The organism is Streptomyces sp. NPDC002698, assembly GCF_042888945.1.
Taxonomy (GTDB): Bacteria; Actinomycetota; Actinomycetes; order Streptomycetales; family Streptomycetaceae; genus Streptomyces.
Genome location: NZ_JBIAQM010000011.1, coordinates 148,067 through 168,754 on the forward strand (window position 1 = coordinate 148,067; position 20,688 = coordinate 168,754).

The 20,688-nt window shown below is 70.4% G+C and carries 21 protein-coding genes, 1 tRNA gene and 1 riboswitch; of the genes, 11 read left to right on the forward strand and 11 right to left on the reverse strand.

The features are described 5' to 3' along the window. Positions 1-64: 64 nt before the first annotated feature. A complete protein-coding gene (locus tag ACFYW9_RS18105; RefSeq protein ID WP_351861832.1) occupies positions 65-1,330 on the reverse strand; it encodes a PTS transporter subunit EIIC in 1,266 nt (421 codons plus the stop codon). A gap of 286 nt (positions 1,331-1,616) precedes the next feature. Next, entirely contained in the window at positions 1,617-2,903 is a 1,287-nt protein-coding gene (locus ACFYW9_RS18110) for a PTS transporter subunit EIIC (protein WP_389150898.1), read from the reverse strand. Between the two features lie 173 nt (positions 2,904-3,076). On the opposite strand from ACFYW9_RS18110, the gene ACFYW9_RS18115 reads away from it, so the two are divergent. From ACFYW9_RS18115 to rdgB, 4 genes are all read left to right on the forward strand, one after another. Beyond that, a complete protein-coding gene (locus ACFYW9_RS18115; protein WP_069920430.1) occupies positions 3,077-3,310 on the forward strand; it encodes a glucose PTS transporter subunit EIIB in 234 nt (77 codons plus the stop codon). A 138-nt stretch (positions 3,311-3,448) separates the two neighbouring features. After that, positions 3,449-4,195 carry a ribonuclease PH gene (rph, locus tag ACFYW9_RS18120; protein WP_351861827.1) on the forward strand — a complete coding sequence of 249 codons (747 nt, stop codon included), beginning with the start codon at positions 3,449-3,451 and terminating at the stop codon, positions 4,193-4,195. Positions 4,196-4,341: 146 nt separating this feature from the next. Continuing rightward, positions 4,342-4,740, forward strand: a complete 399-nt coding sequence (locus ACFYW9_RS18125) for a hypothetical protein (RefSeq protein WP_326787511.1) — start codon at positions 4,342-4,344, stop codon at positions 4,738-4,740. Between the two features lie 292 nt (positions 4,741-5,032). Continuing rightward, the gene (gene rdgB / locus ACFYW9_RS18130) at positions 5,033-5,635 is read left to right on the forward strand and encodes an RdgB/HAM1 family non-canonical purine NTP pyrophosphatase (protein ID WP_389150903.1); all 603 of its coding nucleotides are present in this window, start codon (positions 5,033-5,035) and stop codon (positions 5,633-5,635) included. Positions 5,636-5,708: 73 nt separating this feature from the next. Here rdgB and ACFYW9_RS18135 read toward each other — a convergent pair. The 5 genes from ACFYW9_RS18135 to ACFYW9_RS18155 all read right to left on the reverse strand — a co-directional run bounded on the left by ACFYW9_RS18135 (position 5,709) and on the right by ACFYW9_RS18155 (position 8,232). Beyond that, a tRNA-Leu gene (locus tag ACFYW9_RS18135) sits at positions 5,709-5,793 on the reverse strand. A gap of 42 nt (positions 5,794-5,835) precedes the next feature. After that, positions 5,836-6,909, reverse strand: a complete 1,074-nt coding sequence (locus ACFYW9_RS18140) for an HNH endonuclease (protein WP_389150906.1) — start codon at positions 6,907-6,909, stop codon at positions 5,836-5,838. 104 nt (positions 6,910-7,013) lie between these two features. Next, the gene (locus ACFYW9_RS18145) at positions 7,014-7,334 is read right to left on the reverse strand and encodes a DMT family transporter (RefSeq protein WP_389150909.1); all 321 of its coding nucleotides are present in this window, start codon (positions 7,332-7,334) and stop codon (positions 7,014-7,016) included. 33 nt (positions 7,335-7,367) lie between these two features. Next, positions 7,368-7,437, reverse strand: a riboswitch (guanidine-III (ykkC-III) riboswitch). 49 nt (positions 7,438-7,486) lie between these two features. Beyond that, positions 7,487-7,789 carry a co-chaperone GroES gene (locus ACFYW9_RS18150; protein ID WP_103554526.1) on the reverse strand — a complete coding sequence of 101 codons (303 nt, stop codon included), beginning with the start codon at positions 7,787-7,789 and terminating at the stop codon, positions 7,487-7,489. 104 nt (positions 7,790-7,893) lie between these two features. Then, complete coding sequence (locus tag ACFYW9_RS18155) at positions 7,894-8,232, reverse strand: DUF3618 domain-containing protein (protein WP_351861817.1); 339 nt, start codon at positions 8,230-8,232, stop codon at positions 7,894-7,896. A gap of 134 nt (positions 8,233-8,366) precedes the next feature. Between ACFYW9_RS18155 and bcp the strand changes: the two genes are divergently transcribed. Further along, the gene (bcp, locus tag ACFYW9_RS18160) at positions 8,367-8,834 is read left to right on the forward strand and encodes a thioredoxin-dependent thiol peroxidase (RefSeq protein WP_389150913.1); all 468 of its coding nucleotides are present in this window, start codon (positions 8,367-8,369) and stop codon (positions 8,832-8,834) included. Positions 8,835-8,887: 53 nt separating this feature from the next. On the opposite strand, the gene ACFYW9_RS18165 is transcribed toward bcp, so the two are convergent. Beyond that, the gene (locus ACFYW9_RS18165; protein ID WP_389150916.1) at positions 8,888-11,410 is read right to left on the reverse strand and encodes a transglycosylase domain-containing protein; all 2,523 of its coding nucleotides are present in this window, start codon (positions 11,408-11,410) and stop codon (positions 8,888-8,890) included. A gap of 189 nt (positions 11,411-11,599) precedes the next feature. On the opposite strand from ACFYW9_RS18165, the gene ACFYW9_RS18170 reads away from it, so the two are divergent. The 4 genes from ACFYW9_RS18170 to ACFYW9_RS18185 all read left to right on the forward strand — a co-directional run bounded on the left by ACFYW9_RS18170 (position 11,600) and on the right by ACFYW9_RS18185 (position 15,308). Further along, positions 11,600-12,400, forward strand: coding sequence for an ABC-2 family transporter protein (locus ACFYW9_RS18170; RefSeq protein WP_351861813.1), 801 nt, complete (start codon positions 11,600-11,602; stop codon positions 12,398-12,400). Positions 12,401-12,515: 115 nt separating this feature from the next. Beyond that, positions 12,516-13,370 carry an ABC transporter permease gene (locus tag ACFYW9_RS18175; protein WP_389151129.1) on the forward strand — a complete coding sequence of 285 codons (855 nt, stop codon included), beginning with the start codon at positions 12,516-12,518 and terminating at the stop codon, positions 13,368-13,370. 16 nt (positions 13,371-13,386) lie between these two features. Further along, entirely contained in the window at positions 13,387-14,397 is a 1,011-nt protein-coding gene (locus ACFYW9_RS18180; protein WP_351862062.1) for an ABC transporter ATP-binding protein, read from the forward strand. A gap of 62 nt (positions 14,398-14,459) precedes the next feature. Further along, on the forward strand, positions 14,460-15,308 hold the full coding sequence (locus ACFYW9_RS18185) for a DUF1707 domain-containing protein (RefSeq protein WP_389150920.1): 849 nt from the start codon (positions 14,460-14,462) through the stop codon (positions 15,306-15,308). A 150-nt stretch (positions 15,309-15,458) separates the two neighbouring features. Here the strand turns inward: ACFYW9_RS18185 and ACFYW9_RS18190 are convergent, their stop codons facing one another. Beyond that, positions 15,459-16,787 (reverse strand): SGNH/GDSL hydrolase family protein, encoded by a 1,329-nt coding sequence (locus ACFYW9_RS18190; protein WP_389150923.1) that lies wholly within the window; start codon positions 16,785-16,787, stop codon positions 15,459-15,461. Between the two features lie 246 nt (positions 16,788-17,033). Here ACFYW9_RS18190 and ACFYW9_RS18195 point away from each other — a divergent pair, with 246 nt between their 5' ends. Together ACFYW9_RS18195 and ACFYW9_RS18200 are read left to right on the forward strand one after the other, a co-directional pair. Further along, positions 17,034-18,557: a DUF445 domain-containing protein gene (locus ACFYW9_RS18195; RefSeq protein ID WP_389150926.1), complete on the forward strand. Its 1,524-nt coding sequence runs from the start codon at positions 17,034-17,036 to the stop codon at positions 18,555-18,557. A 270-nt stretch (positions 18,558-18,827) separates the two neighbouring features. Beyond that, positions 18,828-19,295: a hypothetical protein gene (locus ACFYW9_RS18200; protein WP_389150929.1), complete on the forward strand. Its 468-nt coding sequence runs from the start codon at positions 18,828-18,830 to the stop codon at positions 19,293-19,295. Positions 19,296-19,355: 60 nt separating this feature from the next. Here the strand turns inward: ACFYW9_RS18200 and ACFYW9_RS18205 are convergent, their stop codons facing one another. Both ACFYW9_RS18205 and ACFYW9_RS18210 read right to left on the reverse strand, forming a co-directional pair. Further along, positions 19,356-19,874, reverse strand: coding sequence for a levansucrase (locus ACFYW9_RS18205; RefSeq protein ID WP_389150932.1), 519 nt, complete (start codon positions 19,872-19,874; stop codon positions 19,356-19,358). A gap of 93 nt (positions 19,875-19,967) precedes the next feature. After that, on the reverse strand, positions 19,968-20,501 hold the full coding sequence (locus tag ACFYW9_RS18210) for a hypothetical protein (protein ID WP_389150935.1): 534 nt from the start codon (positions 20,499-20,501) through the stop codon (positions 19,968-19,970). Between the last annotated feature and the right edge of the window lie 187 nt (positions 20,502-20,688).

Consider the following 20,688-nt stretch of genomic DNA (forward strand, 5'->3'; position numbering starts at 1 on the left):
GAATTCCCCGGACCGACCGACCGTCGGTCCGGGGAATTCCGCTGTGCCGGGGGAGCGGCCGCTGTTACTTGGCCTCGGCCTTCTGCAGTTCCGCGAGCTCCTCGTCGGACTCGCGGCCGGGGGTCGGGAGGTTCCACTTGGTGATCGCGAAGCGGAAGACGACGTAGTAGAGGGCCGCGAAGCACAGGCCCACCAGGACCAGGCCCCACGGGTTGGACGCGATGCCGAGGTTGAGGCCGAAGTCGACCACGCCGGCCGAGAAGCCGAAGCCGTCCTTCATCCCGAGCGCCCAGGTGAGCGCCAGCGAGACACCGGTGAGGACCGCGTGGATCGCGTACAGGGCCGGGGCGATGAACATGAACGTGAACTCGATGGGCTCGGTGACACCCGTGACGAAGGAGGTCAGGGCGAGCGAGAACATCATGCCGCCGACGACCTTGCGGCGCTCCGGGCGGGCGCAGTGCACGATCGCGAGGCAGGCCGCGGGAAGGGCGAACATCATGATCGGGAAGAAGCCGGTCATGAACTGCCCGGCGCTCGGGTCGCCCGCGAGGAAACGCGAGATGTCGCCGCTCTTGCCGTGGTAGTCGCCCGCCTGGAACCAGGGGTAGGAGTTCAGCAGGTGGTGCATGCCGATCGGGATGAGCGCGCGGTTGGCGACACCGAAGATGCCCGCTCCGACGGCGCCCGAACCGACCAGCCACTCACCGAAGTTGTGCAGACCCGTGCCGAGGACCGGCCAGATGTAGCCGAAGACGATGCCGATCAGCAGACCCGCGAAGGCGGAGAGGATCGGGACGAGACGGCGGCCGCCGAAGAAGCCCGCCCAGTCGGGCAGCCTGGTGCGGTAGAAGCGTTGGTATATCAGGGCCACGACGATGCCCATGACGACACCGCCGAGGACCTTCGCGTCCACCGGGGCGTCGACCATGACCACCTTGCCGTCGACGGCCGTGGCCACCTTCGGCAGGTTCTTGTCGGTGAACGTGGCCAGCACGTTCTTGAAGACCAGGTAACCGACCACGGCCGCGAGCGCGGTCGAGCCGTCCGACTTCTTGGCGAAGCCGATCGCGATGCCCACCGCGAACAGCAGGGCCATGTTGTCGAGGATCGCGTTGCCGCCCGCCGCCATGAAGCCGGCGATCTTGGTGAGGAACATCGGGAACGACGGGCGCCCCAGCATGTCGGGGTTGCCGAGGCGCACCAGCAGCGCGGCTGCGGGCAGCACGGCGACCGGCAGCATCAGGCTGCGGCCGATGCGCTGCAGGACCGCCATCGCGCCGGCGCCCTTCTTCTTCTCGGCGGCGGGTGCCGCGCTGGCCGTGGTCATCAACTTCCTCCAGTTGGCAAGGCGCCGCCCAGGGGACAGGAGAGGACGGCGGCGTCTTCGACGGCACGCGGTGACTCGTCTGCCTCGCGTGGTCTACACCACTCAGTGGTGTAGACCTGTTTCTAGCACGGTGAAGGGCGGATAAGGAACCCACGAATTTTGTGGCCTGGGCCATAACGGGAACAGGGGATTCCGGTCATGACGAAGGCCCCCGGACCGGCTGGTCCAGGGGCCTTTCGACGCACAGGCCTGCGGCCCGGCGGGGCGAACGTCGCCTGTCGCGGCACTAGGCCTTCGTGGTGTCCTCGATGTCCTCCTCCGGCTCCCGCCCCGGAGTCTTCAGATCGAACTTCGTGATCGCGAACCGGAAGATCGCGTAGTACACCACGGCGAAGCACAGCCCGATCGGAATGATCAGCCACGGCTTCGTCGCCAGGTTCCAGTTGATGACGTAGTCGATCAGACCGGCGGAGAAGCTGAACCCGTCGTGCACGCCGAGCCCCCACGTCACCGCCATCGACACACCCGTGAGCACCGCGTGCACCACGTACAGCAGCGGCGCGATGAACATGAACGAGTACTCGATCGGCTCGGTGATGCCCGTGACGAACGACGTCAGCGCCACCGACAGCATCAGACCGCCGATCTCCTTGCGCCGATGCGGCTTCGCGGTGTGCGTGATCGCCAGGGCGGCGGCCGGCAGCGCGAACATCATGATGGGGAAGAAGCCCGTGAGGAACTGCCCCGCGTCCGGGTCGCCCGCCAGGAACATGTTGATGTCGCCGTGCACGACCTGCCCGTCCGGCTTGGTGTAACTGCCGAACTGGAACCAGATGGGCACGTTCAGGAACTGGTGCAGACCGATCACCAGCAACGCCCGGTTCGCCAGACCGAACACACCCGAACCCCACGCCCCCAGCCCGACCAGCCAGTCGCTGAAGTTCTCCAGCCCGTCACCGATCGGCGGCCAGACCCACAGACACAGCGAGGCGAACGCGATCGAGACGAACGCCATGATGATCGGCACCAGACGGCGTCCGTTGAAGAAGCCGAGCCAGTCCACCAGCTTCGTCCGGTGATAACGCTGCCAGAAGAACGCCGACAGCATCCCGATGACGATGCCGCCGAACACCCCGGGGTTCTGGTACGTGAACTCGACGACCGAGTTGTCCTCCAACTGGCAGCCCAGCGCGATCTTGACGCTCCCGCCCGGACAGGTCTCCGGGAACGCGCGCAGGATGTTGTAGTAGACGAGGAAACCCACGACCGCCGCCAGCGCCGTGGAACCGTCCGCCTTCTTCGCCATACCGATGGCCACGCCGACACAGAACAGCATCGGCAGCCCGAGCTGGCCGTCCAGCAGCGCACCGCCCGCCGCGCCGATCACCTTGGACAGGTTGTCCCAGCCGAGTCCGTCCGCGCCGAACACGTCCGGCTGCCCGAGCCGGTTCAAGATGCCCGCGGCCGGCAGCACGGCGATCGGCAACTGCAGGCTGCGGCCCATCTTCTGCAGTCCCTGGAACGCCCTGTGCCACCGGGCACGCGCTGGAGACACATCGCTGACGGCACTCATGGGCGTCCTCCGGGCGGGCCGGTTTGGCGACCACCCGCCAACTGGTGTAGACCAGTTGGCGACGAGTCGCCCTGTCGTGATCGCCATCCTTCGGCACCCACGACATGACCGCTCGCGAAGATGGGCCAACTGTGGGTTACTGCGACAAAGCGGTTCTGATCAGGGAGTAGGACATGGCCACCAAGGCTGAGAAGATCGTCGCCGGGCTCGGCGGCATCGACAACATCGAAGAGGTCGAAGGCTGCATCACCCGCCTGCGCACCGAGGTCCATGACGCCTCACTCGTCGACGAGGCCGCCCTGAAGGCCGCAGGCGCCCACGGCGTCGTCAAGATGGGCACCGCCATCCAGGTCGTCATCGGAACCGACGCGGACCCCATCGCCGGCGAGATCGAAGACATGATGTGACCGGCGGGACCCACTGAAGCCACCCCGGCCCCCGAGCAGGCCGCACACCGCTTCAGGAGCCGCACCGGCTCACCCGTGAGGGGCTGATTCCGCCACCGGCGGGCAGCCCCTCACCCCTGTGCGGATAGGCTCGACGCCATGTCTCGAATCGACGGCCGCACCCCCGAACAGCTGCGCCCCATCACCATCCAGCGTGGCTGGAGCAAGCATGCCGAGGGCTCCGTCCTCGTATCCTTCGGCGACACCAAGGTCTTCTGCACGGCCTCCGTCACCGAAGGCGTCCCCCGCTGGCGCAAGGGCAGCGGCGAGGGCTGGGTCACCGCCGAGTACTCCATGCTCCCCCGCGCCACCAACACCCGCGGCGACCGCGAATCCGTCCGCGGCAAGATCGGCGGCCGCACCCACGAGATCAGCCGCCTCATCGGCCGCTCGCTGCGCGCCGTCATCGACTACAAGGCGCTCGGCGAGAACACCATCGTCCTCGACTGCGACGTCCTCCAGGCCGACGGCGGCACCCGCACCGCCGCCATCACCGGCGCGTACGTCGCCCTCGCCGACGCCGTCACCTGGGCCCAGGGCAAGAAGCTCGTCAAGCCCGGCCGCAAGCCGCTGACCGGCACCGTCTCCGCCGTCTCCGTAGGCATCGTCGGCGGAGTCCCCCTCCTCGACCTCCGCTACGAGGAGGACGTCAAGGCCGACACCGACATGAACGTCGTGTGCACCGGCGACGGCCGCTTCGTCGAGGTCCAGGGCACCGCCGAGGCCGAGCCCTTCGACCGCAAGGAACTCAACGCCCTCCTCGACCTCGCCGTCGCGGGCTGCGACGAACTCGCCGCCATCCAGCGCGCGGTACTCGAATCGACCTCAGAGGCAACCACCGGTTAACCCTTGGCGTTCTTATGGGTACGGGCGTACGGTCCAGCCGTGCGCCCGCCGGCCCCTCCGGGCGGATCGGGCCGACCGCACAGCGGACCGGTGCGATGCGGTCGGTGCGGCCGCACCACACCACGTCCACGGGGAGGGACCGTTCCATGGCCGCGCGCCACCGCAATCGCCGCCGTACCGCCGCGTTCACCGTCGTCGCCGCACTCGTCGTCCTGCCGGCGGTTGTCGGCTGCGACGCCGTCAGCAAGGCGCTCGACTGCGTGCAGACCGCCGACTCGATAGCCGACAGCGTCACCGATCTCCAGCAGGCCGTCGAGAACGCGGCGAACGACCCGTCGCAGACCGACGCGTCCCTCAACGCCATCGAGAACAACCTCGAGAAGATCGGCGACAAGACCGACAACGCCGACGTCAACAAGGCGGTCGACGAGCTGAACAAGGCCGTCGCCAACGTCCGTACGGCCGTCAAGAACGGCGACGCCACCCCCGACATCAGCCCCGTCACGGCCGCGGCGGGCGAACTGACGAAGGTGTGCACGCCGTAGCGGAGGCGGGCCGGGGTGCGGGCAGGGCCCGAAACCGGCCCGGAGGCGGGCCGGGGTGCGGCGAGAGCCCGAAACCGGCCCGCGGACGGGCTGCGGGCCGGACGGCCAACCAGCCCGGAGACGGGCTCCGGGGCCGTCGGGAACCAGCCCGGAGGCCGGGGGCTGCGAGGCTGTCGGGAACCGGCTCGGAAGCGGGCTCCGGGGCCCTCAGGAACCGGTCCGGAAGCCGGGCCGCCGGGCTGCCGGGCCGTCAGGAACCCGCCCCGGACCGGACTCGGAGATACTGGCGACCATGACCCGCCTGATCCTCGCCACCCGCAACGCCGGAAAGCTCACCGAGTTGAAGGCGATCCTCGCCGACGCCGGTCTCACCCACGACCTCGTCGGCGCGGACGCCTACCCCGACATCCCCGACGTCAAGGAAACCGGCGTCACCTTCGCCGAGAACGCCCTGCTGAAGGCCCACGCCCTCGCCCGGGCCACCGGCCTGCCCGCCGTCGCCGACGACTCGGGCCTGTGCGTCGACGTCCTGAACGGCGCCCCCGGCATCTTCTCCGCCCGCTGGGCCGGCCGCCACGGCGACGACCGGGCCAACCTGGACCTGCTCCTCGCCCAGCTCTCCGACATCGACGCCCCCCACCGGGGCGCCCACTTCGCCTGCGCGGCGGCCCTCGCCCTTCCGGACGGCACGGAACGCGTGGTCGAGGGCCAACTGCTCGGCACCCTCCGCCACACCCCCGCCGGCACGAACGGCTTCGGCTACGACCCGATCCTCCAGCCGGAGGGCGAGTCCCGCACCTGCGCGGAACTGACGGCCGAGGAAAAGAACGCGATCAGCCACCGGGGCAAGGCGTTCCGGGCGCTGGTACCGGTGGTGCGGGAGCTGTTGGGCTGAGCCCGGCTTGCCGAGCGCCGCAGACACGAAGGCCCGGTCCGGTTGCCCGGACCGGGCTTTCGCCCTGTAATTGTGCGGTCGGTGGGACTCGAACCCACACGGGATTGCTCCCACGGGCACCTAAAACCCGCGCGTATAGCCTATTCCGCCACGACCGCGTCAAAACAGACATATCATCCGTCCGTGCTGCTACGTGCCGATCAGTGTACGGGTGACTCCGCGTCCTCTGAAGGTCGCCCGCTTTTCCGGCGGCACCATGTCGACGTCAGCGCATGACAGTTCGGGCAGAGGTATCGCAGATTCTCGACTCGATTATCCAGCCAGTCGCCGTTGACGTGGTCGATCTGAAGCGTGATCGGTCGTCCCAGCCAGGTGCCGGGGTTGCCGCAGGAGGCGCAGGTGTCCGGAACGCCCAGTTCCTGAAGTGCCGAATGCAGCCGTGCTCGGTTGGGTCGGGTGGATCCTGTCGGCAGGACGACCAGCACCCGTTGCGCGGTTGAGGGCGTCGGGCGCTCCGGCCGCCCCCAAGGCCGGCGCTTGAAGTGGCTGGTGTCGAGACCGAGCCGGGAGGCCGCGCGTCGGACGCGCCGGTGATTGGTGTCGTTGACGTCCATGCCGAGACCGCGCATCACGTCGGCATAGCTGGTGGAGCCTTGCACGAGAGCACGCAACGCGTCATCGGAGATCGATGTGCGCCGGTGAGAGAAGTGCCCGACGTCGACGCGATGGGCCGCCAGCATGCGGCTCAGTGTCGCGCGGGAGCGGCTGTCGTCCGGAACGCCCAGCGCGCGTGCGACGCCGCGCACGCTGGTAGAGGCGGCAGCGGCTGTCCACAGTTCCTCCGAGGTGAACGGCAGGTCCAGTTCGGGCCGATCCATGCCCGGGAAGTGGGTGACATCGATTCCTGCCGCGCTGATGCGGCGGCGGATGTGAGAGAGCGTTCCCGTGGCCGGGGTGGCGCCCAGTTTCAGCGCTACTTCGCGCAGCGAGGACGACGAGGCGGCGGCCTCCGCGATGACGGCATCCGGGTACTTGCGCCACGGGCTGCGCTTGACGAAGTGATGGGTGTCGAGTCCGTGGCCGGCCACCTTCTCCTGGAGTACGCGGCGTTGGCCTCCGCTCGGCCTGAGACCGAGCCGCCGCATCAGATCGGTCCAGTTGCGCGCCTCGGCGACGACCGGTGCGAGGCGCTCCCTGCGGTACGGGTCCGAGCCCGGCACGACCTGGCTTGAGGCGGTCGGCGCCACCGATTCAGTCGCATCCCGCACGCTCATGGACCCCCTCCGTCTCCGATCGCGTGTTCGCGACCTCGTACGGGCTAACGAACCGTTTATCGGACGGTTACGCCCGGTGAGGGGTCGAGTGGGGGTCTGGGGGATCAGTGGCCCGACGTGGCCTTCAGGCCCACCACCGAGGCCAGGAGCAGGCAGATGAAGAAGATGCGGGCCGCTGTCGCGGGTTCGCCCAGGAGGGTCATGCCGAGGATCGCGGCGCCGGCCGCGCCGATGCCGACCCAGACGCCGTAGGCGGTGCCGATGGGGAGCGACTTGGCCGCCTGTGACAGCAGGACCATGCTCGCGATGATGCCCGCGGCCGTCAGGACGCTGGGGACCGGGCGCGTGAAGCCGTCGGTGTACTTCATTCCGATCGACCAGCCGACTTCGAGCAGTCCGGCGACGATCAGCAGGACCCAGGCCATGGGAGGTACCTCCGGGAGACGACGGCGTTGCGGGCTGCGTCGTCTTTGCCGAACCCGGTACGGCGCGTCTCGTCGGGGTCCCTCCACCGTAGCAAGGAATGGCGGAAGGGGCCGGTGACCATGGTCACCGGCCCCTTCGGGGTGCGTACGCCCTACAAGTAAAGGCCGGTCGAGTCCTCGGACCCCTCGAAGCGGTCCGCTGCCACGGCGTGCAGATCCCGCTCGCGCATGAGCACGTAGGCGATCCCGCGCACCTCGACCTCGGCCCGGTCCTCGGGGTCGTACAGAACCCGGTCGCCGGGCTCCACCGTACGGACGTTCTGCCCGACCGCGACGACGTCGGCCCAGGCGAGACGGCGGCCGACGGCCGCCGTCGCGGGGATCAGGATGCCGCCGCCGGAGCGCCGCTCGCCCTCGGCGGCGTCCTGCCGTACCAGCACGCGGTCGTGCAGCATCCGGATGGGCAGCTTGTCGTCATGGGTGCTGTGCGTTTCACGGTTGGCGCTCACGCCCTGAACCTACCTGTCCCGGCCGGTTTCGTACGCGGGTGGGTCGCCGGTCAGCCCTTGCGGCGTCGCGAGCCCATGACGAGCAGCCCGACGAGTCCCACGGCGACCAGAGCCACCGGCACGATGCGCTCCAGCCGGGGCGCGCCGTCCTCCGTGACGAACTGGCCCTTCACATCGCCGACGACGCGGTTGACGCCGACATAGGCGCGCCCCAGGGTGTGGTCGATGTTCGAGGCGACCTTCGCCTTGGCGTCTCCGACGATGGTCTTCGGGTGCACCCGTACGCCGATCTCGTCGAGCGTGTCGGCGAGTGTTGTGCGGCGGTGCTTGATGTCCGCCTCGATCTGCGCCGGAGTCCTGGTATCCGGCGTTCTCGACGTATCCGACACCGCGCTGCCTCCGTGGTCGTGTAGTGACTCCCTGATTCGGACAGTCTGTCAGTTCGTACCGGACCGCACCCCTCGGCACCCCCCATTACGCTCGTTCCGTATCCATTCCATCTCCCCGGCCACGTGAGGTTCCGATGAGCGAGCGACTCCAGCCCGGCGACACCGCCCCCGCCTTCACCCTGCCCGACGCCGACGGCAACGAGGTCTCCCTCGCCGATCACAAGGGCCGCAAGGTCATCGTCTACTTCTACCCGGCGGCCCTCACTCCAGGCTGCACGAAGCAGGCCTGCGACTTCACGGACAACCTGGACCTGCTGGCGGGTGCCGGTTACGACGTGATCGGTGTCTCCCCGGACAAGCCCGAGAAGCTCGCCAAGTTCCGTGAGAAGGAGTCCCTGAAGGTCACGTTGGTCGGGGACCCGGACAAGACGGTCCTGGAGGCGTACGGGGCTTTCGGCGAGAAGAAGCTGTACGGCAAGACGGTCGTCGGTGTCATCCGCTCCACGGTGGTCGTGGACGAGGAGGGCAGGGTCGAGCGGGCGCTGTACAACGTGAAGGCGACCGGACACGTGGCGAAGATCATCAAGGACCTGGGGATCTGACCTGACCGCCGTTCCTGACACGACCAGCCCGCTCGGCGACACGACCGCCCTGCTCAGTGGTTCCCCCTCCTGGGGGTGAGCCCGCTCGGCGGTTCCTGGCCCGCTGTCGTGCCCGTGGTGCCGGTGTCCGTGGGGTCTCCGCCGGTCGTGGTGCCGGCTGTGGTGCCGCTCGTCGTGGTGGTTCCGGTGGCGCCCCCGTCCGTGGGGGTGCCACCGGTGGTGCCGGCCGTGGTCCCGCCGTCGGTGTGGCCCGGGGTGTGGCCGTCGGTCCGGCCCGGGGTGCGGCTCTGGCCCGGGGTCCGGCTGTTCGCCGTCGCCGGTGCGCTGCCGCCGACCCCGCCCACCTCCTCGTCCTCGCCGGTGGTGCCGTCGCCGTCCGGTTCGCCGGTGGCGTCCGGGTCGTCGGTCTCGTCGCCGGGGTCGTACGTCTCCTCGGCGCCCGGCTGGAGCTGGAGGTCGAAGTCCGACACCTCCGTTCCCTCCAGGGCGTCCCCGGTGAACTGGGCCCAGATCTGCGCGGGGTAGCCGCCGCCGTTGATGCGGGACTGCCCGAGGGCGCCGTACAGGGACTTGTGGGCGCCGGTGTCGGGGTCCTGGCCCATCACGGCGACGACGGTGGCGAGGTCGGGGGTGTAGCCCGCGAACCACGCGGCGGTGTCCTCCTCCGCCGTGCCGGTCTTGCCCGCGGCGGGCCGGCCGGCGTTCTGCGCTGCCTGACCGGTGCCGCCGTCGACGACGCTCTGGAGCATGGAGGTCGTCGTGTCGGCGGCCTCGCGGCTCACGGCCTGCCGGTCGGCCGACCGGTCGTCGTCCCGGGCGGGCAGCCTCACGTCCTGCGAGCCGTCCTTGGTGATCTTCTCCACGAGGGTGTACGCGCCGTGCCGGCCGTGGTTGGCGAGCGTGGCGTACGCCTCCGCCATGTCGAGGACGCTGGCGGTGGCCGGGCCGAGCGCGATGGAGGGGGAGGCGGTCAGGTCGGGGGTGTCGGCGGGCAGGCCGAGGGCCACGGCGGTCTTCCTCACGTTCGTGGGGCCGACGTCGACGGCCATCTGCGCGTACACCGAGTTGACCGACCTGTCGGTGGCGGTGCGCACGGAGATGTCCCCGTACGATTCGCCGTCCTCGTTCTCGGGCGCGTAGGTGCTGCCGTTCCAGCCCCGCACCGGACGCTGGTCGGTGCCGTCGTAGACGGTGTTCGGGGTGATGGTCCGTCCGTCCTGGGTCTGTGAGCCGTTCTGGACGGCCGAGGCGAAGACGAACGGCTTGAAGGTGGAGCCGACCTGGTAGTCGCGGCGGGTGGCGTTGTTGACGTACTGCTTGGTGTAGTCGATGCCTCCGTACATCGCGAGGACCTTGCCGTCGGTGGGGTTGATGGCGACGCCGCCGGCGCGGACGTAGGTGTCCGCCTTGCGGTTCTTCTTGTCGAGCCGGTCCATCACCTGGTCGTTCACGGCCTTCACGAAGGCGTCCTGCTTGGACTTCTGGAGGGTGGTGGTGATGCGGTAGCCGCCGTGGCCGAGGGTGTCCTCGTCGAGGATCCTGTTCGAGGTCAGATAGGCGGTCACGGCCTGGACGAGGTAGCCGCGCTGGCCCGACAGGCCCGCCGACCCCCTGGCCTGCCTGGGTGCCGGGAAGGAGATCCGGTCGCGTGCGGCGCGGGTCAGCCACTTCTCCTCGACCATGCCGTCGAGGACGTAGTTCCAGCGGGCGAGGACCCCGGCCCTGTTCTCGGGGTGCGCGATCACGTCGTACTCGCTGGGCGCGTTGAGCAGGGCGGCGAGGTAGGCGCCCTGGCCGACGGTGAGGTCCCTGGCGTTGACGCCGTAGTAGGCCTGGGCGGCGGCCTGGATGCCGTAGGCGTTGCGGCCGTAGTAGCTGGTGTTGAGGTAGCCCTCCAGGATGTCGTCCTTGCTCTTCTCCCGGTCGAGCTTGATGGAGATGAAGAACTCCTTCACCTTGCGGGTGACGGTCTGTTCCTGGCCCAGGTAGTAGTTCTTGACGTACTGCTGGGTGATGGTCGAGCCGGACTGTCTGCCCTTGCCGGTGGCGGTGTTCCAGCCGGCGCGGAGCATCGCCTTGGGGTCGACGGCGGACTCGCTGTAGAAGTCGCGGTCCTCGGCGGCGAGGGTGGCGTGCTGGGCGTCCTTGGAGATGTGCTCCAGGGCGACGTTCTCACGGTTGACGTCGCCGTCGCGGGCGAGCTGGCTGCCGTCGGCGTACAGGAAGACGTTGCTCTGTTTGACCGCGGCGGCGTTCGCGGAGGGGATCCTGACGAGGAAGTAGCCGAGCGCGAAGAGTCCGGCCAGGAGCAGTGCCGTGCCGAGGACGGTGCCGAGCAGCATGCGCCAGGTGGGGACGAGTCTGCGCAGGCCCGTCCGCTTCGGCCGCTGTTTCCGCTTCGGCTTCTGCTTCGGGTTCTGTTGCGCGCCGGGTCCGGCGGGCCCGCCCGGTCCTGTTCCCGGCCCCGACCGGGGTCCCGTCCGCGGTCCCGCCGCGGGCGCCGGGTTCGGGCGGGAGCCCGCTTCCGGTTCCCTGGGTGCCCAGCCCTGGCTGCGCTGCTGCGGCTCGTCGCTCATCTGTTCGCCGGACTCCTGTTTCGCGTCGTACGCCCTCGTACGCCTGGTGCGCCCCGTATGAAGACTCTCGCACCATGTGTTCCGTTCCTCGATCCCGGCACGCGTCGCGCCGGAAAATGCGTGGCGGGCCGTGCCGGGCCCGGACTAGGCTCCTGCGCTTTGGCTCAACGCTGGGGAAAGGGACGGGTTGTGGGCACGGCGCGGTTGTACGCGGCGGTCGCGGGCAGCGGGTTCCGGCGGTACGCCACCTATCGGATCGCCACCGCCGCCGGTGTCTTCACCAACACCGTCTTCGGGCTGATCCTGGCGTACCTGTTCATCGCCCTGTGGGACAGCAAGCCGCACCTCGGCGGCTACGACCAGGCACAGGCGCTGACCTACGTGTGGGTCAGCCAGGGGCTGCTGATGGTGGTCGCGATGATGGGCGGCGGTTTCGAGGACGAACTGATCGAGCGCATCCGTACGGGTGACATCGCGATCGACCTGTACCGGCCGGCCGACCTCCAGATGTGGTGGCTCGCCCAGGACATGGGCCGGGCGCTGTTCCACCTGCTGGGCCGCGGAGTGGTTCCGCTCCTGTTCGGCGCGCTGGTCTTCGACCTGGCGCTGCCCTCGGATCCGCTGACCTGGCTCGCCTTCCTGGTCGCGGTCGCGCTCGGGGTGGCCGTCGGGTTCGCGATCCGCTTCCTGGTGGCCCTGTCCGCGTTCTGGCTGCTCGACGGAGCCGGGGTCGCGCAGCTGACCTCCATCGCGGGGATCTTCTGCTCGGGGATGCTGCTGCCGCTGAACGTCTTCCCGGGCACGCTCGGCGAGGTCGTACGGGCGCTGCCCTGGTCGTCGCTGATCCAGGCGCCCGTGGACGTCCTGCTCGGCACGGCGGATCCGCTGGGCACGTACGCGGTGCAGGGCGCCTGGGCGGCCGGGCTGCTGGCGGCCGGGCGGCTGGTCCAGTCGGTGGCGACACGGAGGGTGGTGGTGCAGGGTGGCTGACCCGGTGGAGCGGAGGACGGGGATCGTGGCGGGCCCGGCGCGGGAGGGGGCGCCGGTGCCGGAGCGGGGTGCGGCGCCGGAGCCGGGTGCGGCCGGGCGGGCCGGGGCGGCGGCGGTGCGGGCGGTGGAGTTCCGGCCGTTCGAGCGCCAGGGCGCGTACGAGCGGCTGCGGGACGGGCTGCGCGCCTACCGGCTGATCACCGCGATGTGGGTGCGTTCGACGATGGCCTACCGGGCCTCCTTCGCGATGACCGCCTTCGGGAACTTCGCCGCGACCGCCCTCGACTTCGTGGCGATCCTGCTGATGTTCTCCCGGGTGGACCGGCTGGGCGGCTACAGCCTGCCCGAGGTCGCCCTGCTCTACGGGGTGTCCGGTGTCGCGTTCGGGTTCGCGGACCTCGCGCTCGGCTCGATGGACAGGCTCGGGCGCCGGGTGCGCGACGGCACGCTGGACACCCTGCTGGTGCGTCCCGTGCCGGTGCTCGCGCAGGTCGCCGCGGACCGTTTCGCGCTGCGCCGCCTCGGCCGGATCACCCAGGGGCTGCTCGTCCTCGGGTACGCCCTCGCCGTCCTCGACATCCACTGGACGCCGCTCAAGGTGCTGATGATGCCGATGATGCTGCTCAGCGGCGCGGCGATCTTCTCGGCGGTGTTCGTGGCGGGCGGGGCGTTCCAGTTCGTCGCGCAGGACGCCTCCGAGGTGCAGAACTCCTTCACGTACGGCGGCAACACGCTGCTGCAGTACCCGCCGACCGTCTTCGCCAAGGACATGCTGCGCGGGGTGACGTTCGTCCTCCCGCTCGCCTTCGTCAACTGGCTGCCCGCGCTGTACGTGCTGGGGCGGCCCTATCCGCTCGACCTGCCGGTGTGGGTCGCGTTCGCGTCACCGGCCGTGGCGGCACTCTGCTGCGCGCTGGCCGGGCTCGCCTGGCGCGCGGGGCTGCGCGCCTACCGGAGTACGGGAAGTTAGGGGAACGGTCGTGGCCATCACCACAGACAGGGAATCGGCCGGTCCGGGCGGGGAACCGGGCCCGGGGGCCGGCTTCATCGAGCTGGACGGGGTCGAGAAGGTCTTCGAGGTGCGCAGGAGGACGGGGTTCCTGCGCGGTGAGCGTCGGCAGGTGCGGGCCGTCGACTCGATCTCGTTCACGGTCGGGCGCGGGGAGATGGTCGGCTACATCGGCCCGAACGGCGCCGGCAAGTCGACCACGATCAAGATGCTCACCGGCATCCTCACCCCGAGCGCAGGCCGGCTGCGGGTCGCCGGTCTGGACCCGTCCCGCGAGCGCACCCGTGTCGCGCGCCGGATCGGGGTCGTGTTCGGGCAGCGTACGACGCTGTGGTGGGATCTCCCGCTGATCGATTCGTACCGGCTCATGCACCGGATGTACCGGGTGCCGGACGCGCGGTTCCGCGAGAACCTCGACCGCTGTGTCGAACTCCTGGAACTCGGGGCTCTGTTGGACGTGCCCGTGCGGCAGCTGTCGCTGGGGCAGCGGATGCGCGGCGACATCGCGGCGGCCCTGCTGCACGACCCCGAGGTGCTCTATCTCGACGAGCCGACGATCGGGCTCGACGTGGTCAGCAAGGTGCGGGTCCGGGAGTTCCTGCGGGACCTGAACGCCGAACGCGGTACGACCGTCCTGCTCACCACGCACGACCTCACCGACATCGAGCAGTTGTGCCGGCGGGTGATGGTCATCGACCACGGGCGGCTGATGTACGACGGCGCTCTGAGCGGGCTGCACGCGGTGGGGGAGAGCGAGCGGACCCTGGTCGTGGACCTGGAGCGGGAACTGCCCCCGATCGAGCTGGAGTCGGCGCGGGTGGTGAAGGTGGAGGGGCCGCGTCAGTGGCTGGCGTTCCCCGCCGGTCTGTCGGCGGCTCCGCTGGTGGCCCGGATCGCGGCGGAATATCCACTGGTGGACCTTTCGGTACGGGAACCGGACATCGAGGCGGTCATCAGCCGTATGTACGCCGGGGGGACGGCGCCGTAGGGAGACCGCCGCGAACGCGGGCCGGATAGCCCGCGGGCGGGGGACCTCGTAGGCTGCTGCCCATGACCGACGAACTCCCGGAGCTGCGTGCCTCCGACGCCGATCGTGAACGAGTCGCCGAACAGCTGAGGGACGCCCTCGCGGAGGGCCGTCTCGACATGGAGGAGTTCGAGGAGCGGCTGGAGGCGACGTACGCGGCCCGCACCTACGGGGAGTTGACGCCGATCACCCGCGATCTGCCGGGCGCGGTGGGGACGGCTCGTGTCTCCATGGTCAAGCAGCCCCTGGACGACGGCAGTTGGGGATCTCGTGTCGTCGGCGGCGAGGGCTCGTCCTCGTGGGGCGTGGCGGTTCTGTCGGGCTTCGAGCGCAAGGGCCGCTGGACGGTGCCCAAGCGCTTCAACTGCTTCGCCTTCATGGGCGGCGGCGAGATCGACCTGCGCGAGGCGAACTTCGCGGACCGTGAGGTCGTCATCAACTGTGTCGCGGTGATGGGCGGGTTGAACGTCATCGTGCCGCCGGGTGTCGAGGTCGTGGTCCGTGGCATCGGCGTCATGGGCGGCTTCGACCACCGTGAGGAGGGCCGGCCGGGCGACCCCGGCGCACCCCGGGTCGTCGTCACGGGCTTCGCCTTCTGGGGCGGTGTCGGCGTGGAACGCAAGCTCACCCGTGCCGAGCGTCAGCGTCTCAAGGAGGAGCGCCGGCAGGAGAAGCTGGAGCGCCGGGAGGCCCGCAAGGAGCTCGACGGGTCGCGGGACGACGGTCTCGGTGACATGTTCGACGCGCTCGAAGAGGCCCGCGACCTGATACGCGAGCGCCACGAGGAGCGCCGTGAGCGCCATGAGGAGCGCCGGGAGCGGCACCGCGAACGCCGGGAGGACCGCCACCGGCGGCGCGACGGCGACCACTGAACTCCCGGGCGCCGCCGGGTCGGTGGGCGTTTCGGCGGTGCTGCCCGTGCCGCCGGCGGACCACGGTTCCGCCTGAACTGTTGACGGATCACGGATCACGGCTCGCCTGAACCGGCGGTGGATCACGGTTCCGCCGGGACCGCCGGCGGATCAGAGTTCCGCCGGGACCGATCCCTTCAGCTCCTTCAGGTCGAACACCTCGGCCATCCGCCGGAACCCCTTGTCGCTGGGGTGCAGATGATCGCCCGAGTCGTAGTCGGGCCGCAGCCGGCGCGGGTTGTACGGGTCCCGCAGCGCCGCGTCGAAGTCGACGACGGCGTCGTACACCTTCCCGGCCCGGATCTCCGCGTTCACGGCCTGGCGTACGGCATCCCGCGCGTCGGTGTAGCCGCGGTGCCCCTGGAAGGGCATCAGCGTGGCGCCGACGACCCGCAGTCCGCGGGCGTGCGCCTGCCGCACCAGGATCCGCAGGCCGTCGGTCACGGTGGTCGGATCGACCTGGTTCGGGTTGCGCAGGATGTCGTTGACGCCGAGGTCGATGACGACGGCCTTGACGTTCGTACGGTCGAGCACGTCGCGGCGGAACCGGCTCAGCCCGCTGGGGTTGTCGGCCGGCCGGCCGAGCCCGGCGGCGAGGACCTGGTTCCCGCTGATGCCCTGGTTGACGACGCTGTAGCGGGGCGTGTCACCGGATCCGGCCGAGGCGCTCAGCCGCTCCGAAAGGACGTCCGTCCAGCGGCGGTTGGCCCCCACGGTGGAGGTGATGCCGTCGGTGAGCGAGTCGCCGAGGACGACGACGGTGCCCGTGGCGTCGTCGCTGAGCACGTCGAGCGCGGTCAGATAGCGCCAGTACGGGCTCTGTTCGGTGTACGGGGCGGCGCTCACGTCCTCCGTGCGGTCGCCGTCGGCCACGTACGAGATCTGCCGGGCGTGCGGGTGGTAGGTGACCGGGCCGGACGGGGTCGGCGAGTACGTCGTGACGAGGACGTCCACGCCGTGCGGGATGCGCACGCGTACGGCGTCGCTCGTCACCTGCCGGCCGACCGGGATCACGACGGTCGTGGCGCCGCCGAACGTGAGGCGGCGCATGGTGTCGGCCGTGGCGGCGGCGTTGTCCGCGGTCGCGGCGACGGCGATCGTGGCGTGCGTGACGACCAGCGGCTGCTGCCCGTAGAGATTGGACAGCGTGACGCGGGCACCCGTACCCCCGGCGGCCGTGTGCACGACGTTGCGCACGGAGCGGCCCGCCAGTCCGTCGGGCTCCGTGCCGGGCTCGGCTCCGACCGGGGAGGCGGACCAGGCACCGACCCAGGTGCCGGTGGAGGCGGGGGCGGCGTCGTGCGACGTGCGGCCACTGGCGACGGCCGCCTTGGCCTCGCTGCCGTCGTCCGCCGCGACACCGATGTAGATGGCGGCGGAAAGGACCACGACCACGGCAAGGATCGCGGCGAGCAGGGCATAACCGTGACGCTTGGTCATGCGGTGCGTGTCTCCTCGGGCGAGGGAGCCCGAGGCTCCGATGTGATCACTCCATGATGCGTCATGGGGCGCAAGGACTCCGACGCGCCCCCTAGGGGACCCCCGCCCCCTAGGGGACCCCCTGGTCCATTCCCCATCCGAACAGACGCCGGGAACTCCTGTGTCGTTCCAGGAGTCGGTGAGGAAGAGAGGGAGAAAGGGACAATGGGTACGGTGCGTGACGTGGCCTGCGAACGGGTGGAGTGAATGGGACGCACGAATTCGGGTGAAGGGGACGGCACGGAGCAGCATGCCCGCCCCGGCGACACCGCGAACGCCGCCGAGGCCGCCGCGAAGGCCGCCGACGCCACGGAGGCCCCGGAGGCGACGGAGGTGGCGGACGCCGGTGACGCTGCCGCGAAGGCCGCACAGGCGACCGGTGCCGCGAAAGCCGCGGAGGCGACCGGTGCCGCGAAGGCCGCCGGAGCCGAGAACGACCGGAGGTCCGCCGTGCCGCCGGGCCGGGCGATGAACACGTTCAGCCCCGCCGACGAGGAGAAGCGCCGCGGGGTGCGCCGGATGAAGGCGACCGCCACCGGCCTGCTGCTCTTCGTCGCCCTCGTCTACGTCCTGGCGAAGTGGGCCTCGAACGAAGGCGCGGGCGCCTGGGCCGGCTATGTCGCGGCGGCCGCCGAGGCCGGCATGGTCGGCGCGCTGGCCGACTGGTTCGCGGTCACGGCCCTCTTCCGGCACCCGCTCGGCCTGCCCATCCCGCACACAGCGATCATCCCCAAGAAGAAGGATCAGCTGGGCGTCTCGCTGGGCGAGTTCGTCGGCGAGAACTTCCTCTCCGAGGAGGTCGTCCGCCAGCGGCTGCGCGCGGTGGGCATCGGCAGCAGACTGGGCGCCTGGCTCGCCGATCCCGAACACGCGGACCGGGTCACGGCCGAACTGGCCGCCGCGCTCAGGGGCGCGCTGACCGTGCTGCGCGACTCCGACGTCCAGGCCGTCGTGGGGGAGGCGATCACCCGCCGCGCGGACGCCCAGGAGATCGCGCCCGGCATAGGGAAGATGCTGGAGAAGATCGTCGTGGACGGCGGCCACAAGCGGTTCGTCGACCTGGTGGTCTCCCGCGCGCACGACTGGCTGGTGTTCCACGACGTCCAGGTGATGGACGCCGTCCAGGGCGGCGCGCCCGGCTGGACCCCCCGGTTCGTCGACAAGAAGGTCGGCGAGCGGGTCTACAAGGAACTGCTCCGCTTCGTCACCGAGATGCGCGACTCCCCGACCCACCCGGCCCGCGGCGCCCTCGACCGCTTCCTCACCGACTTCGCCTCCGACCTGCAGTCCGACACCGACACCCGCGCGCGCGTGGAGCGCCTCAAGGGCGAGGTGCTGGGCCGCGGCGAGGTCCAGGACCTGATCGCCTCCGCCTGGACGGCCGTACGGTCGATGATCGTGTCCGCGGCCGAGGACGAGCGCAGCGAGCTGCGGCTGCGCGTGCGGGCCTCCCTGCTGTCCCTCGGCGCCCGGATGGCCACCGAACCCAAGCTGCAGGCCAAGGTCGACAGCTGGGTGGAGGGCGCCGCCGTGTATGTCGTGACGACGTACCGCAAGGAGATCACCTCGCTCATCACGGACACGGTCGCGGGCTGGGACGCCGAGCACACCACCAGGAAGATCGAGGCGAACATCGGCCGTGACCTGCAGTTCATCCGGATCAACGGCACGGTGGTCGGCTCGCTGGCCGGACTGCTGATCTACGTGGTGTCACGGGCGCTGGGGGCGTAGGCGGGCGGGGCCGGGAACCCGGGCGGGGCCGGGAACCCGGGCGGGGCCGGGAACCCGGGCGGGCCTCGCTCGCCGGAGCGGGAACCCGGGCGGGGTTCGCTCGACGAAGAGGGGGCTCACGTCCGCGCTCGCGTTCCGGATCGGCGCCTCCCGCTGTGCGCCACGGTGGACCGACCCGTACGAGAGGCCCGTACGAGCCCCTTTCCGGGGTGCCGCTTCTGAGTACGCGTACTCTGTCGCCGCACCGCCGGGCACGGAACCCTCGTACGCATGACCGAGAAACTGCTCCGCCCCTTGCGAACGCGCCCCTGGCCGGAACGCTGGCTGACGCGTGTCCTCGGCGCCGCCCTCTCCTGCGCGGCGTACCTTCTCTGCCTCCCCTGGGACCTGCGCAACCGCCCCGAGACGCCGGGCTCCGCCGCCGAGACCACCCCGGTGACGGGTACCGGCGTACTCGCCCTCGCCGCGGTCCTGCTGCTCCTGGCCGTCCACTTCGGACTCCGGGACGCGCTGGCCTGGCCGCTGCTCCTGGTCGCGGCACCCCCGGCGATCCTGCTCCACATGTCGCTGCGGACCCATCCCGGTCCCCCGGACGGCTTCGCCCAGGTGTGGCCGCTGACCTGGGCGGCCGTCACGCTGCTCGGGGCCGCCGCCGTCCTGGTCGCGAGCGCGGTGGCACGGCAGTTCAGGACGGACCTGGCGGACGCCCTGGAGGAGGAACTGGTCCTGGCCGGCTGACGGCGGGAGACGCGGGCCGGCCCGCGGCCCCGGGTCCGCCCGCCGCCCGCCCTGGCCCGCCTAATGCCCGTGGAAGTACCGCGAACTCTTCTCGTTGAAGTACGAGGCGTAGACGCGCCCGAGGACCGGCTTGCCGCGGTACATCCCCACGTACTGACGCGAACTGTCGACCACGACGGGCCGTGTCATGCAGGCGAACTTGACCCGCTGCTGCGCCTCGGCCCACTGCACGGCCGCCGGGTCGACCCGGTCGCTGACGAGCAGCGGGAAGGCGCCGATGCCGTTCTGGAAGCCGACGGGCAGACCGCCCTTGGTGTCCTTGGCGTACTTCATCACCTGGTCGGTGAAGCCGGAGATGGCCTGCACGGTTATCTCCGGGACGGCCGCGGCCACCGTGAACAGATGCAGCTTCGTCCCCATCCAGCGCAACCGGAACTCGGCCCGCCGCCCCACGAGCACGGGCACCCCGGCCCAGTCCTCCCACCGCGTGGCGCATCCGTCGGCGGTCAGCTGCCGTTCCAGGAAGGTCAGATAGGCGCTTGGTGTGCTCGGTGCGGATTGCTGCTGGTTCGCGTCCATGGCGGGGATCCTAGGGACCCGGGACACCGACCGGAACGGGCGGGCGTGTTTCCGGTCGGGGGAGCCGACCGGACAGGTCCTCGGCGTCCGGTCCTAGGCGCCCGTCGTGGACCCCGGCCGGATGATCATCAGGACGGTGACGGTGGCCCACAGCAGGTTGAAGATCCCGGTGAACATGGCGAGCCGGACGGTCGCCGCGCGGTCCACGGCCGCCTCGCGGAGCGTCCCCTCCCGGAGTACGCCTTCGGGGAGGGCCGCCTCCTGGCCGCCTTGTGGAACCCCCGCCTTCCCGGCGCCCTCCAGGATCGCGCTCTGCCGGGGCAGTACCAGTGCGGCGAGGACCACGGCCGCGGCCGCCGTCAACGCGATCGAGACGATCAGCCAGGTGTCGCCGAGTACACCCATGTCGCTCGCCGTGGCGAACCCGAACACGGGCACGACGACGCCCGCCACGGCGTACACCTGGCAGATGCGGTGCAGCAGCCGGGCGGTGGCGAGGGCGCTCGCGTCGTCCGGCGCCTCGAGAACCTTGCGCGCGGCCGGCGGGAACATGCTCGCGGCGACGGTGACGGGCCCGATCGCGACGATCGCGGCGATGACATGGACGGCGAGGAGGAACTTGGTCACGGGGTGACGGTAGAGGGCGGGCGGATCATGGAGAAGTGGCACTTTTGCCAGGAGGCAACGGATTCCGGCCAGGGCCTGTCGGCCTACCCACCCGGGGGTGGGCTGCGGCGGCCGCACGGCCACGGGCATACGCACCCCGGCGTACGGCATGACGAGAACCCGGCATGATGAGACCTCGGCGTGACGA